Here is a 13,020-nt window from a genome sequence, read left to right on the forward strand (position 1 = left end):
CGTCGTCACCGAACAGGAAGTTCGCCAGCGCCTTGGACAACTCGGTCTTACCCACACCGGACGGGCCGGCGAAGATGAACGAACCGGACGGGCGCTTGGGGTCCTTCAGCCCGGCACGGGTACGACGGATCGCCTTGGAGACCGCCTTGACGGCATCAGACTGGCCGATGATCCGCTTGTGGATCTCGTCTTCCATCCGCAGCAACCGGGTGGTCTCGGCCTCGGTCAGCTTGAACACCGGGATACCGGTCCAGTTGCCGAGCACCTCGGCGATCTCGTTTTCGTCGACCTCGGCGACAACGTCGAGATCGCCTGAGCGCCACTGCTTTTCACGCTCAGCACGCTGGGCAACCAGCTGCTTCTCGCGGTCGCGCAGGCTGGCCGCCTTCTCGAAGTCCTGCGCGTCGATCGCGGACTCCTTCTCCCGGCGGGCGTCGGCGATCTTCTCGTCGAACTCGCGCAGGTCTGGCGGAGCCGTCATCCGGCGAATCCGCATCCGGGCACCGGCCTCGTCGATCAGGTCAATTGCCTTGTCCGGCAAGAACCTATCGTTGATGTAGCGGTCGGCCAGAGTAGCGGCAGCCGTCACCGCGCCGTCGGTGATGGAAACCCGATGGTGCGCCTCGTAGCGGTCCCGCAGGCCCTTGAGGATCTCGATGGTGTGCTCCACCGTCGGCTCACCGACCTGTACCGGCTGGAACCGGCGCTCCAGCGCCGCGTCCTTCTCGATGTACTTGCGGTACTCGTCGAGCGTGGTCGCGCCGATGGTCTGCAGTTCGCCACGGGCCAGTTTCGGCTTGAGGATCGACGCCGCGTCGATCGCACCCTCCGCGGCACCCGCACCGACCAGCGTGTGCAGCTCGTCGATGAACAGGATGATGTCGCCGCGGGTGTTGATCTCCTTGAGCACCTTCTTCAAGCGCTCCTCGAAGTCACCGCGGTAGCGGCTGCCGGCCACCAAGGAACCCAGGTCGAGGGTGTACAGCTGCTTGTCTTTCAGAGTCTCGGGAACCTCGCCGTGCACGATCGCCTGTGCGAGGCCTTCCACGACTGCCGTCTTACCAACGCCGGGCTCACCGATCAGCACCGGGTTGTTCTTGGTGCGCCGGGACAGCACCTGCATGACCCGCTCGATTTCCTTCTCGCGGCCGATGACCGGGTCGAGCTTGCCTTCCATCGCCGCCGCCGTCAGGTTGCGGCCGAACTGGTCGAGCACCAGCGAGGTCGACGGGCTGCCGGACTCGCCACCACGGCCACCGGTACCGGCCTCCGCGGTCTCCTTGCCCTGGTAGCCGCTCAGCAGCTGGATCACCTGCTGGCGCACCCGGGTCAGCTCGGCGCCCAGCTTGACCAGAACCTGGGCGGCAACGCCCTCACCCTCACGGATCAGACCGAGCAGAATGTGCTCGGTGCCGATGTAGTTGTGGCCGAGCTGAAGCGCCTCGCGCAGGCTCAGTTCCAAAACCTTCTTCGCGCGCGGGGTGAACGGAATGTGACCGGACGGAGCCTGCTGGCCCTGCCCGATGATCTCCTCGACCTGGCTGCGGACACCCTCCAGCGAGATGCCCAGTGACTCCAGCGACTTAGCCGCTACCCCTTCGCCTTCGTGGATAAGGCCCAGCAAGATGTGCTCAGTGCCGATGTAGTTGTGGTTGAGCATCCGGGCCTCTTCTTGCGCCAGGACGACAACCCTGCGGGCACGGTCCGTAAAACGTTCGAACATTGGCGGTTACCTGCTCTCCCTCAACATCGGTACTTCAGTCATTCTCGGCACAGGGGCCGACACCGCGGTACCTGCCTTCCACTGTAGTGGGCGACCGGCCGGGCTTCCTACCTTGCGGTCCGAACCCCCATGGCGGCGTTACCCGGCTACAACGCGGTTGCAACAGAACAACGCGGGAAAACTGTGAATCGTTTCCCAATTTTGGTGGCCGATCAGTTCGCCACCAGCGAAAGCGCGTATAGCCGCGCTCCGGTTTAGGTCGCGGCGTGGAACGCGTCGATGACGTCGGCCGGGATACGGCCCCGAGTCGACACGTTGTGGCCATTGCGACGGGCCCAGTCCCGGATTGCCGCGCTCTGCTCGCGATCAATGGCTCCACGGCCGCGGCCCGAGCTGGAACGTCCACGCCTGCGACCGCCGACCCGGCGGGAGGCCTCGACCCACTGCTTCAGGTCATTGCGGAGTTTCGTCGCATTCTTGGCCGAAAGGTCAATCTCATAGGTCACGCCGTCGAGGCCGAATTCGACGGTTTCATCGGCGGCACCTTCGCCGTCGAAATCATCGACAAGGGTGACGGTCACTTTCTTCGCCATTGGCTGAGCCTCATGCTTTCTTCTTAGACACTTGCCATACAGACACGTGCTCGGACCGCCCCCGCCGCATCAATCTGCCATACGCGGACGCGTTATTCAATACGACCCTCCAAAATACTCAGTTGCTATGCGGCCGCACAATAGGAAATAGGACTGTTTCCCTTATTGACAGGCCAGTCAAAGCCATCAGCAACCGATCGATGCCCATTCCGGTTCCAGTGCACGGCGGCATAGCGTGCTCTAGGGCAACGAGAAAATCCTCGTCGAGCAGCATTGCCTCGTCGTCGCCGGCCGCTGCGGCCCGGGCCTGCTCAGCGAACCTTTCCCGCTGGACCACCGGATCGATCAATTCCGAATATCCGGTAGCCAGTTCGAACCCGCGAATATACAGGTCCCACTTTTCGGTAACACCGGCGATGCTGCGGTGCTGACGCGTCAATGGGGTTGTCTCCACCGGAAAATCCCTGACAAACGTTGGCGCCGCCAACCCGGCGCCGACGGTGTGTTCCCAGAGTTCCTCGACCAACTTGCCGTGCCCATACCCGCGATCGGCGGGCACTTCGACTTCGAGGCCTGCCGCGATAGCGAGCAAGCGATCGACACTGGTGTTTGGTGTGATCTCTTCACCAAGAGCCGCCGATAGTGACGGATACATTTCAATCGACGCCCATTCTCCGTCGATGTCATACACGCTGCCATCGGGTAGCGGAAGTTGTCGAGTGCCGATCGCCTCGTCTGCCACCTGTTGAATAAGCTCGCGGGTTACGACAGCGGAATCGTCATAGGTGCCATACGCCTGATAGGTCTCCAACATGGAAAATTCAGGAGAATGTGTGGAATCGGAACCTTCGTTTCGGAACACCCGATTTAGTTCGAACACCTTGTCAAACCCACCGACGACGCAGCGCTTCAGGAACAGTTCCGGGGCAATCCGCAGGTAGAGGTCGATGTCGAGCGCATTGGAGTGCGTGACGAACGGGCGGGCCGCCGCGCCGCCCGCCAAAGTCTGCAACATCGGAGTTTCGACTTCCAGGAAACCGCGTTGCTCCAGCGCGTTCCGTATTGCGCGAATGACGGCGATCCGCTGGCGGGCAACAGTGCGTGCCTGTGGACGCACAATCAGGTCGACGTAGCGTTGTCGCACCCGCGACTCTTCGCTCATGTCTTTATGCGCCACCGGCAGCGGTCGCAGCGCCTTGGAGGCCATCTGCCAACTGTCGCCGAGCACGGACAGCTCGCCGCGCCGCGAGCTGATCACCTCTCCGTGCACGCTGACGATGTCGCCGATATCGACGTCGGCTTTCCATTCCTCCAGCGCTTCCTCGCCGACGCTGGCCAAGCTGAGCATCACCTGGAGCTGGGTGCCGTCGCCTTCTTGGAGCGTGGCGAAGCACAGCTTGCCCGAGTTGCGGGCGAACACCACCCGGCCGGCAACCGCGACGATGTCACCGGTGGTCGCATCGGCCGGCAGGTCGGGATATGCGGCCCGAATCTGGGCCAGGGTGTGGGTGCGCCCGACTTCGACGGGATAGGGATCGCGGCCCTCGGCAGCCAGGCGGGCGCGTTTGTCCCGGCGTATCCGGAACTGCTCGGGGATATCTGCGTCGCCGGCGTTCACGACCAGCCAGCTTAAAGGAGTGCTCACGGCCTTGAGTGCGCGGTCGGAGCCGCGAAACAGAAGCAGGGGTTGTGATCCTGACCCACGTGTAACCCTTGCTTCTGTTTCGCGACGAGCCTCCGGGGCAGTCAGCGTGCGGTCTTGAGCCGTCCGCGCTGGCTGTCCCGGTTGCGCTCGAAGACCAGACGCAGCCCTTGCAGGGTCAGGTGCTGGTCATAGTGATCGACCGAATGCAGCTCGGCCAGTAGCAGGGGCGCGGTGTGTCCGGTGGCGACCACCGTGACGTTGTCGCCGGCGAACCCGTCGACGTCGTCGCGGATCCGGCCGACCAGGCCGTCCACCAGGCCGGCGAAGCCGAACACGGCACCGGCCTGCATGCACTCGACGGTGTTCTTACCGACCACGGAACGGGGGCGGGCCAGCTCGACCCGCCGCAGGGCAGCCGAGCGGGCCGCAGCGGCGTCGGAGGAAACCTGTATGCCCGGCGCAATCGCACCGCCCAAGAATTCACCCTTAGCGGACACCACGTCCACGCAGATGGAAGATCCGAAGTCGATCACGATGGCCGCGGTTCCGTACTTCTGAAAAGCCGCTAGACAGTTGACAATTCGATCTGCTCCCACTTCCTTCGGGTTGTCGACCAGCAGCGGGATGCCGGTGCGAACACCGGGCTCGATCAGCACGTGCGGCACCGTCGGCCAGTACTGCTCGAGCATCTGCCGCACTTCGTGCAGCACCGATGGCACCGTGGACAGCGCAGCCGCGCCGGTGAGCTGATCCGAATCGTCACCGATCAGACCGTCGAGGGTCAACGCGAGTTCGTCCGCGGTGATTTCGGATTCGGTGCGAATCCGCCACTGCTGCATGACCTTCGCGTGCTCCTTAGAGCCCGAGATCAGCCCGATGACGGTGTGCGTGTTGCGGACATCGATGGCCAGCAGCACGACTAGAAGGCCTTCATCGCGGCGAGACCAGCTCGCCCGCATCGGCGGGAACGAACGCCGGATCGTTGCCCAGATCGACGGCCCGGTTCTCCGCGTCGACGAAGACGATCTTCGGCTGGTAGCTGCGCGCCTCGGCATCGTCCATCTGGGCGTAGGCGATCAGGATCACCAGGTCACCGGGATGCACGAGATGTGCGGCAGCGCCGTTGATTCCGATCACGCCGCTGCCACGCTGACCGGTGATCGCATACGTGACCAGCCGCGCGCCGTTGTCGATGTCGACAATGGTCACCTGTTCGCCCTCGAGCAGGTCGGCCGCATCCATCAAGTCGGCGTCGATCGTCACCGAGCCGACGTAGTGCAGGTCGGCCTGCGTGACGGTGGCCCGGTGGATCTTCGACTTGAGCATCGTTCGTAACATCAATTCCTCCAATATGATTCGAGGGATTCAGCCGCGAGGGCGGGCACTCGCCCGTCGGCGCCGACGGTGGTTCCGATTTCAATTGCGACGTTGTCGAGCAGCCTGGTCTTGCCGAGCCGGGCGGCGACCAGCAGGCGTCCGGCACCGCTGACCGGGGCGGGCCCCAACGCGCTGTCGCGCACTTCGAGGTAGTCCACGTCGATCGCGGGCACCTCCGACAGCACCGAACCCGCCGCTCGCAGCGCTTCATCCGCGCCGGCGGCCGCGGCGCGCGACCCGGCCAGCAGCGCCGCCGACAAGATGCCGGCCAGCTCGCGTTGTGCGGCGTTCAGGTAGCGGTTCCGCGACGACATCGCCAGGCCATCCGTCTCGCGCACGATCGGCACACCGACGACCTGAACATCGATGTTGAGATCGCGGACCATCTGGCGAACCAGGACCAACTGCTGATAGTCCTTCTCGCCGAAGAAGATTCGGTCAGGCGTCACGATCTGCAGCAGCTTGCAGACCACGGTCAGCATGCCGGCGAAATGTGTGGGTCGGGCCGAGCCCTCGAGCTCGGATCCGAGCGGGCCGGGGTACACCGTGGTCCGCCGGTCGTCCGGGTACATCGCGACAGCGCTTGGGGTGAAGGCAATTTCGACTCCTTCACAGCGCAACAGCGTGAGGTCGTCGTCGAGGACCCGCGGGTAGGCGTCCAAATCCTCGTCAGCGCCGAATTGCAGCGGGTTGACGAAGATCGACACCACTATCACCGAACCTGGCACTCGCTTGGCGGCGCGGACAAGCGCGAGGTGTCCGTCGTGCAGCGCGCCCATGGTCGGCACCAGCATCACTCGTCGACCGGTGTGGCGCAGGGCGCGGCCGACCTCGCGGACATCGCCGGGGTTGGGGTAGACGTTCAGTTCGCCGGCATTGAACTTCGGCGGCTGATGGATGCTCACCGCGCCAGCACCTCCAGCACGTCCTCGGGTGCGTGCACCCGATGGGCGGTGCGCATTGCGTTGACCCGATAGGCCTGTGCCAGTTGGGGATCGACCGCCTCCAGCGCGCGGAGGTGACCGGCCACGGCGCCGGCGTCACCGCGCGCGATCGGTCCGGTGAGTGCGGCCTGACCGCGCTGCAGCGTGTTCTCCAGTGCCGCGCGGGCCAGCGGTCCGAGGATGCGCTCGGCGATGCCGCCGGGTTGGTTGTCTACGAGCTGTTGACCGAGCAGTTCGGTGCCCGACACCGCGGCCCGCAGAGCATCCAGGGCATCGGCGACCACCGTGACGATGTGGTTGCCGGCGTGGGCCAATGCGGCGTGGTACAGCGTGCGGGCCTGCTCGGGGACCCGGAACGGCTCGCCACCGATCTCGAGCACCAGGGCCTGCGCGATCGCGTAGCCGACATCGTCGGCTGCGGTGATCCCGAAGCAGGTGCCCGGCAGCCGGGAGATGTCCTCGTCGGATCCGGTGAACGTCATCGCGGGATGAATCGCCAGCGGTATGCAGTCCTGGGCGCTGAGCGGCGCCAGCACGTCAACGCCGTTGAATCCAGAGGTGTGCGCGATGATGGTGCCCGGGCGCACCGCGGATGTGGCAGCCAGGCCCGAAACCAGGCCCGCCAGCTCAGTGTCCGGCACGGCCAACAGCAAAAGCTCGGCGTTACCGGCGACGTCGGGCGGCGGAGCGACGGGGGTGTCGGGCAGCCAGCGCTCGGCACGCTGCCGGGACGCGCGGGACACGGCGCTGCACGCAACCACGACATGGTCGACGCGTTCCAGCGCCACACCTAAAGCGGTTCCCACCCGGCCTGCGGAGATGATCCCCACCTTGAGCCGAGCGGGGCGCAACCCGTCGAACTGCACCATCGCAGACGACCCTCACAACTCTCTTGGTTCGTTCCAGTCCCGCGTAGCGGGTACCGGACGGTCGTAACGACTCTACCGCGAAGACGCTGCGACGACGCTGTGGTATTCGCCTCAGTCTTCGCGGCGACGGCGCCGACCGCCCTCGGACGGGGCGGTTTGCAGCCGCGCCAGCAATTCGGCGACCGACTGGCCGCCCGACGGCGGCTCCTCGGTCTCGGAGTGTGGGTCCGTGCCGCGATGACGAGCGCTCGGCGGCGGCGGAGGCGGCGGCGGAGACATCGCCGGCCCCTTGTCCAGCGATGACGGCGCCGACGGCGGCGGAGGAGGCGGCGGCGGAGACATCGCCGGCGCCGGTGTCGCTGACCCGCTGACGCCGGGGTCGGGGAAGTCCGCGGCATGGCGAGACCGTGCGCGACGGCCCGACTCGCCCCATTCGGCCGCGGGTTCGCCGGCCTGGCCCGCCGGCGGTTCGGCGGGTCCGCTGGAATGCCGTCCCGGTCGTTCGACCGGCGGATCGTCGATACCCGGCGAACGATGCGACGTCCTGTCGCGGGATGGCGCGTTGTCGTAGGCCCACGACGACGGCGCGGCGCTGTCGGACTGGCCGGCGTTAAGGTGACTGCCGGGCGCTCCGGCAGGCAACCGCTGGCCCTCGGAGCTGACCGGCTGCCAGGCCGGCTGCTCCTGCTGCCGGGGCTCTTCCGGCGGCGGCGGCCATGGAATCCGCGGGTGTTGCGGTGGCGGCTCGGGCTGCGGAGGCGCCTCAGCCCGCCGATGTGAACGGCGCGGGCGCTGCCGCGGCTCGAATCGCTGGGGCCCGGGTGTCGGCGGTGGCACCGACGCGGCCCAACCGCCGGACGGCGATTGCCGTTCCGGTGGGGCCCAGCCCTGGCCTTCCGGCGGACGCTCGGCGGCGGGTGGCGCTGCGGGCGCAGCCCACGCGCCCGACTGTCCGGTGTCGTTGCTCTGACGCCAATGGGCGCCGCGTTCAGGTTCCCGTGCCTGCTGCGACTCCGGCGCCCGGTTTTGCCGCGGCGGTGCGTACGCGTCTGCGGGTTGCTGCTGGGCGTACGCCTGCTGATAGCTGTCCGGAGCGGGCTGCCTTGGCGGAGTAGGAACCAGCGGCTCCTCGTGTACGTCGATGATCGAGTCGTCGATGCGCCGGGACGGCTCTTCGGCGCGTACCGACGCGACCCGGTTGATCCGCTCGCGGGCGCTCTCGTTCTCGCGGTCCCATTCGCTGTAGCCGCGCACGGGCCTGCGTTCACTCTCCAGCGCCGGACGGTCGCTGAGCTCGGCGTCGAACAGGATCTCCAGGTTGGTGCGCAGCGCCGCCAGCTCGGCCCGCAGCTCCGACACCTCATCGGAGGCTTGCGCGCGCAACTCGGAAGCCAGCTCTCGGCGCAACTGGGATTCGACGGTGAGCTCGTATTCGCGGCGCGCGGAGATCTCCCGGTCCAGTTGTAGGTCGTAGACCAGCTTCAGGTCCCGCGCCCGGGCCTGATCCACGTCGCTTTGCCTGCGGTAGATCACCGAAACGAACGCCGCAACCACGGCCGCCCACAAAGCGAGGATCACGGCAAGCTTGAGGAGCTCCACCCTGCTGGTGAAAACCAGTGCAGAACTGGCACCGATCGCCAAGACCAGCAACGTGGTCAGCAGCACCCAACCCGGTCTGCGGCCGCCGCGCCGCACGCGGGCGCCGCGGGACAGATCGGTCATGGCCCAAATGTACCGGCCCGAGGTCACTCCGCGTGTCGCCGTGCTCCGGCGTTTCTCACCTGGACTAATCGGCCGCCGCGCACCGAGCTAACCGTCGGCGCCCTCACCGTTCTCGGTCGGATCTCCCGGCGACTTACAGCAATGTTGCAACCACAGCCCAGCAACCACCAGAGCCAGCGCGCTGGTGGCTGCGACCGCCGTCCCGACGGTGTCTTCGCTCGCCACCCTGAGCCATGACCGGCGGGGCCACAGGAACACCAGAACCCCACCCCACCAGCCCAACGCCAGCGCCCCTACCCAGGCCGACGCCTTAGCGACGACCAGGCTGCGCGCCACCGAGAGGGGATGCAGCCAGCCGGGTCCGTCGCCGATCTCACCGGCGCTGATCTTGGTTCGCACGTAGCGTGCCCACCCGGCCTCGGCAACGCCGACCGCAAACAGCGACAAACCCGTCCATATCGTGATCGGCGGAAACCACCGGTAGAGCAGCACAACCAGCAGGTATCCCGCCACCCCCGTGCCGAGCGCCGCTGCGGTCAGGTCACGTTTTCTGGTGGGCCCCATCAGCTTTCCGACGCGCGCGGCTCGAGCACCACATCGGTGCGCCGGACGCCGGAGCGATCGCCCGCATCCAGCTCGGCGAGCAACTTGGCCACCGACTGCTTTCCGCCGGCCACCGTCAACGTCGCGTCCGGATCCACGGCCAGCCACGGAATCAGCACGAAGGCGCGCAGGTGGGCCAGCGGATGCGGCAGGGTCAGGCCGTCGTCAAGGGAGAACAGCTCGCTATTTCCATCCAGCGACGTGAGATAGCAGCTGACCAGATCCACGTCGAGGGTCCGCGGGCCCCACCGCTGCCCCCGCACGCGATCCGCGGCGACCTCCATTTCCTGGGCAAGGCGTAGCCAGCCGTGTCCGTCGAGCGTCGGGTCCTCCGCGATCAGCACCGCGTTGAGGAACGGGCCCTGCTCGACGCCGCCCCAGGCCGCCGTCTCGTAGACCGGGGAGACCGCCTGCACGGCGTCGCCCAGCCGGTCGAGCACCGACTGCAGCCGCGCCTGCCGGTCACCGATGTTCGACCCGATGGATAAGACGACGCGGGTCATAGGGGGACCACCTGACCACGTCCGCCGCGCCGTGATCGGCGGGCCACCACGGCTACATCGTCGAAGCTCCGCGGAATCGGAGCTTGCGGCTTGTGCACTGTCACCTCCACGGCGTGCACTCGTTTGTCGTGCATTACGTCCTCGGCGATCTCGCCGGCGACAGTTTCGATCAAATTGCGGGCCGGGCCGGCGATGACGGCCGCCGCGCGCTCGGCCAGCACGCCGTAGTCGTAGGTGTCAGCCAAGTCGTCGCTGGCCGCGGCATTGGCCAGGTCGATCCAGACGGTGATGTCGACGACGAAATCCTGGCCGTCGCCGCGTTCATGGTCGAATACCCCGTGGTGGCCGTGAACGGTCAAGCCGCGCAAGTCGATTCGGTCAGCCATCAGATCCCATCATCCCGCCTCGCGTCCACGCATCGACGACTTTGACGGCGTCGACCGAAGCTCGCACATCATGTACCCGCACCCCCCACGCGCCATGCACCGCGGCCAGCGCCGACACCACCGCGGTTGCCGTCTCACGGCCATCGGGTGGCCGTGCCGTACCGTCCTGGCCCGCCAACAAGCTGCCGAGAAAACGCTTGCGCGACGCTCCGACCAACACCGGGATGCCACTGGCCACCAACTCCGGCAGCGCATGCAGCAACGCCCAATTATCTTGGCTGGACTTGGCGAATCCCAGACCAGGGTCGACGATCAGCTTCGACGGATTGACTCCTGCGGCAACCGCGTCGTCGACGCAGGCCATGAGTTCGGCGCGTACTTCGGCCACCACATCGCGATAGGCCGGCAACTGATGCGGTCGATCGGCCGATACCGAACGCCAGTGCATCAACACCCACGGCACGTCGGCCTCAACGAGTAGGCCCGCCATGGCGGCGTCCGCCCGCCCGCCCGACACGTCGTTGACCATCGATGCGCCACTTTCCAGCGCGGCACGGGCCACGCCGGCATGCATCGTATCTACGCTGACGGTAATTCCTTGCGATGCAAGCTCTTTGACGACGGGGACAACACGATCGGTCTCGACGCGTGGGTCGACGCGGACCGCACCGGGGCGGGTCGACTCACCCCCGACGTCGATGATCGACGCACCCTCGGCGGCCAACGCCAGGCCCTGCTCAACAGCACGATCGGCGTCAAGATAGCGACCGCCATCCGAGAACGAGTCGTCGGTGACGTTCACAACCCCCATGACCTGGAGGTGCGTCGTGCTCACTTGCGCAGGATCAGTTCGAGCGCCTCGGCTCGAAGTGCGTTGTCGGACTTGAACTGGCCACGCACGGCCGAGGTCGTGGTGACGGCACCTGGTTTGCGAACGCCGCGCATGGACATGCACAGATGTTCGGCTTCGACGATGACCATGACTCCACGCGGGTCCAGTTTGCGCATCAGGGCATCAGCGATCTGCGCGGTGAGCCGCTCCTGGATTTGCGGCCGCTTGGCGTACAGGTCGACCAGTCGGGCGATCTTGGACAAACCCGTGACCCGTCCGTCGTGGCCGGGGATGTAGCCGACATGAGCAACACCATGAAATGCCACCAGATGGTGCTCGCAGGTGGAATACAGCGGGATATCTTTGACCAACACCAATTCGTCGTGCTGTTCGTCAAAGGTGGTGTCCAGCACGGTATCCGGATCGGTGTAAAGGCCAGCGAACATCTCCCGGTAGCTGCGGGCGACGCGGGCCGGGGTGTCCACCAGCCCGTGCCGGTCCGGGTCTTCTCCGATCGCGTAGAGCAACTCGCGGACAGCCGCCTCGGCGCGCACTTGATCGAAGACTCGTCCGTTCAGGGTCGCGTAGTGAGAATTCGGCCGCACCATCGCAGAACTCCGTTCGTTTCAGCCGTGTGTCGACGGGTTGGACGGGCTCGGGTCGCTACCCGGAGGGTCGGCGGCCTGGCCTGTCTCCGGTGCGGGCGTACCGGGCGGCGGATACGGCGGATACGGCGGGTAGGGCTGACCCGCGTGGTGCTGCGGCGGTGCAGGCCAGTGCGGTGGCGGCTGCGTCGGCAGGGGTGGTGGGTACCAGTAACCCGGCGGCTGTTGCGCGGGCGACTGTTGCGGAGGCGGCCATCCCGGGGCGTGCCAGCCCGCCGGGGCACCGTAATCGGGTTGGGTGGATTGCGGACCTCCATGAGAACCGTTGTTGCCGTTGGTCGTTCGCTCAGCCTCGGCCTGCGCGGCATCACGCGCCGCCGCTGCGATGGCAGCCTTGAAAGCGGGCTCGGCCTCCGGCTTGGGCCACGGCTCGCCACGCTCGATGGCCAGCTCGCCCGGTGTTTTGATCGGCGGCTTGTCCGACGGGATGCGGCCACCAAAGTCGTCGAAAAGGGTTAGCCGTGGCCGCTTTTCGACGTCCCCGAAGATCGCCTGCAATTCGGCACGGTGCAGGGTTTCCTTCTCCAGCAGCTCGCCGGCCACAATGTCCAGCACGTCCCGGTATTCGGTGAGGATCTCCCAGGCCTCGGTGTGCGCCGCCTCGATGAGCTTGCGCACCTCGTCGTCGATATCCCGGGCGACCTCATGCGAGTAGTCGGCTTGGTTGCCCATGGTCCGGCCGAGGAACGGATCTCCGTGTTCGGTGCCGTATTTGACCGCGCCGAGCTTGGAGCTCATTCCGAATTCGGTGACCATCGCGCGCGCGATTTTGGTGGCCTGCTGGATGTCAGACACCGCACCGGTGGTGGGCTCGTGGAACACCAGTTCCTCGGCGGCTCGGCCGCCCAGGGCCATCACCAGCCGGGCAATGAGTTCCGACCGGGTGTGCATACCCTTGTCGTCCTCGGGCACCGCCAACGCGTGGCCGCCGGTGTTACCCCGGGCCAGGATCGTGACCTTGTAGACAGGATCGACGCCGGGCATCGCCCAGCCGGCCAGCGTGTGCCCGGCCTCGTGGTAGGCGGTGATCTTCTTCTCTTGCTCGCTGATGATCCGGCTCTTGCGCCGCGGCCCGCCGACCACCCGGTCCACTGCCTCTTCCAGAGCAGCGCCGGTGATCACCGTGCCGTTCTCGCGGGCGGTCAGCAGCGCCGCCTC

The 13,020-nt window shown here is 66.4% G+C and carries 13 protein-coding genes and 1 pseudogene; all 14 read right to left on the bottom strand.

The features are described from left to right. A partial coding sequence (gene clpC1, locus VGH54_RS23530) for an ATP-dependent protease ATP-binding subunit ClpC (protein WP_331514521.1) occupies positions 1-1,723 on the bottom strand: 1,723 nt, incomplete at its 3' end. A 254-nt stretch (positions 1,724-1,977) separates the two neighbouring features. Beyond that, the gene (lsr2, locus tag VGH54_RS23535) at positions 1,978-2,316 is read right to left on the bottom strand and encodes a histone-like nucleoid-structuring protein Lsr2 (protein WP_285185623.1); all 339 of its coding nucleotides are present in this window, start codon (positions 2,314-2,316) and stop codon (positions 1,978-1,980) included. Between the two features lie 118 nt (positions 2,317-2,434). Next, positions 2,435-3,940, bottom strand: a complete 1,506-nt coding sequence (gene lysS / locus VGH54_RS23540) for a lysine--tRNA ligase (protein WP_414688778.1) — start codon at positions 3,938-3,940, stop codon at positions 2,435-2,437. 122 nt (positions 3,941-4,062) lie between these two features. Next, on the bottom strand, positions 4,063-4,878 hold the full coding sequence (locus tag VGH54_RS23545) for a type III pantothenate kinase (protein WP_331514534.1): 816 nt from the start codon (positions 4,876-4,878) through the stop codon (positions 4,063-4,065). A 13-nt stretch (positions 4,879-4,891) separates the two neighbouring features. Further along, positions 4,892-5,299, bottom strand: coding sequence for an aspartate 1-decarboxylase (gene panD, locus VGH54_RS23550; RefSeq protein ID WP_331514523.1), 408 nt, complete (start codon positions 5,297-5,299; stop codon positions 4,892-4,894). Then, a complete protein-coding gene (gene panC, locus VGH54_RS23555) occupies positions 5,299-6,243 on the bottom strand; it encodes a pantoate--beta-alanine ligase (protein WP_331514524.1) in 945 nt (314 codons plus the stop codon). The genes panD and panC overlap by 1 nt, the downstream gene beginning before the upstream one ends. Continuing rightward, positions 6,240-7,151: a Rossmann-like and DUF2520 domain-containing protein gene (locus VGH54_RS23560; protein WP_331514525.1), complete on the bottom strand. Its 912-nt coding sequence runs from the start codon at positions 7,149-7,151 to the stop codon at positions 6,240-6,242. Before VGH54_RS23560 ends, panC begins: the two co-directional genes overlap by 4 nt. A 111-nt stretch (positions 7,152-7,262) precedes the next feature. Further along, the gene (locus VGH54_RS23565; protein WP_331514526.1) at positions 7,263-8,873 is read right to left on the bottom strand and encodes a DUF6779 domain-containing protein; all 1,611 of its coding nucleotides are present in this window, start codon (positions 8,871-8,873) and stop codon (positions 7,263-7,265) included. Positions 8,874-8,960: 87 nt separating this feature from the next. Further along, positions 8,961-9,437: a DUF3180 domain-containing protein gene (locus VGH54_RS23570; protein ID WP_331514527.1), complete on the bottom strand. Its 477-nt coding sequence runs from the start codon at positions 9,435-9,437 to the stop codon at positions 8,961-8,963. Next, positions 9,437-9,979, bottom strand: coding sequence for a 2-amino-4-hydroxy-6-hydroxymethyldihydropteridine diphosphokinase (gene folK / locus VGH54_RS23575; protein WP_331514528.1), 543 nt, complete (start codon positions 9,977-9,979; stop codon positions 9,437-9,439). Before folK ends, VGH54_RS23570 begins: the two co-directional genes overlap by 1 nt. Continuing rightward, complete coding sequence (gene folB / locus VGH54_RS23580; protein WP_331514529.1) at positions 9,976-10,365, bottom strand: dihydroneopterin aldolase; 390 nt, start codon at positions 10,363-10,365, stop codon at positions 9,976-9,978. The genes folK and folB overlap by 4 nt, the downstream gene beginning before the upstream one ends. Next, positions 10,358-11,176, bottom strand: a complete 819-nt coding sequence (gene folP / locus VGH54_RS23585) for a dihydropteroate synthase (protein ID WP_414688779.1) — start codon at positions 11,174-11,176, stop codon at positions 10,358-10,360. The genes folB and folP overlap by 8 nt, the downstream gene beginning before the upstream one ends. 20 nt (positions 11,177-11,196) lie before the next feature. Further along, positions 11,197-11,805, bottom strand: a complete 609-nt coding sequence (folE, locus tag VGH54_RS23590; protein WP_331514532.1) for a GTP cyclohydrolase I FolE — start codon at positions 11,803-11,805, stop codon at positions 11,197-11,199. Positions 11,806-11,823: 18 nt separating this feature from the next. Further along, positions 11,824-13,020: pseudogene (locus VGH54_RS23595) on the bottom strand (cell division protein FtsH); the annotation flags it as partial.

Origin of the sequence: Mycobacterium sp., from assembly GCF_036488105.1 — a bacterium.
Lineage (GTDB): Bacteria > Actinomycetota > Actinomycetes > Mycobacteriales > Mycobacteriaceae > Mycobacterium.

Coding starts and splice junctions, on each gene's coding strand:
- lsr2 (WP_285185623.1), bottom strand. CDS start 2,316: ATGGCGAAGAAAGTGACCGTCACCCTTGTCGATGATTTCGACGGCGAA.
- panD (WP_331514523.1), bottom strand. CDS start 5,299: ATGTTACGAACGATGCTCAAGTCGAAGATCCACCGGGCCACCGTCACG.
- VGH54_RS23560 (WP_331514525.1), bottom strand. CDS start 7,151: ATGGTGCAGTTCGACGGGTTGCGCCCCGCTCGGCTCAAGGTGGGGATC.
- VGH54_RS23565 (WP_331514526.1), bottom strand. CDS start 8,873: ATGACCGATCTGTCCCGCGGCGCCCGCGTGCGGCGCGGCGGCCGCAGA.
- VGH54_RS23570 (WP_331514527.1), bottom strand. CDS start 9,437: ATGGGGCCCACCAGAAAACGTGACCTGACCGCAGCGGCGCTCGGCACG.
- folK (WP_331514528.1), bottom strand. CDS start 9,979: ATGACCCGCGTCGTCTTATCCATCGGGTCGAACATCGGTGACCGGCAG.
- folB (WP_331514529.1), bottom strand. CDS start 10,365: ATGGCTGACCGAATCGACTTGCGCGGCTTGACCGTTCACGGCCACCAC.
- folP (WP_414688779.1), bottom strand. CDS start 11,176: ATGGGGGTTGTGAACGTCACCGACGACTCGTTCTCGGATGGCGGTCGC.
- folE (WP_331514532.1), bottom strand. CDS start 11,805: ATGGTGCGGCCGAATTCTCACTACGCGACCCTGAACGGACGAGTCTTC.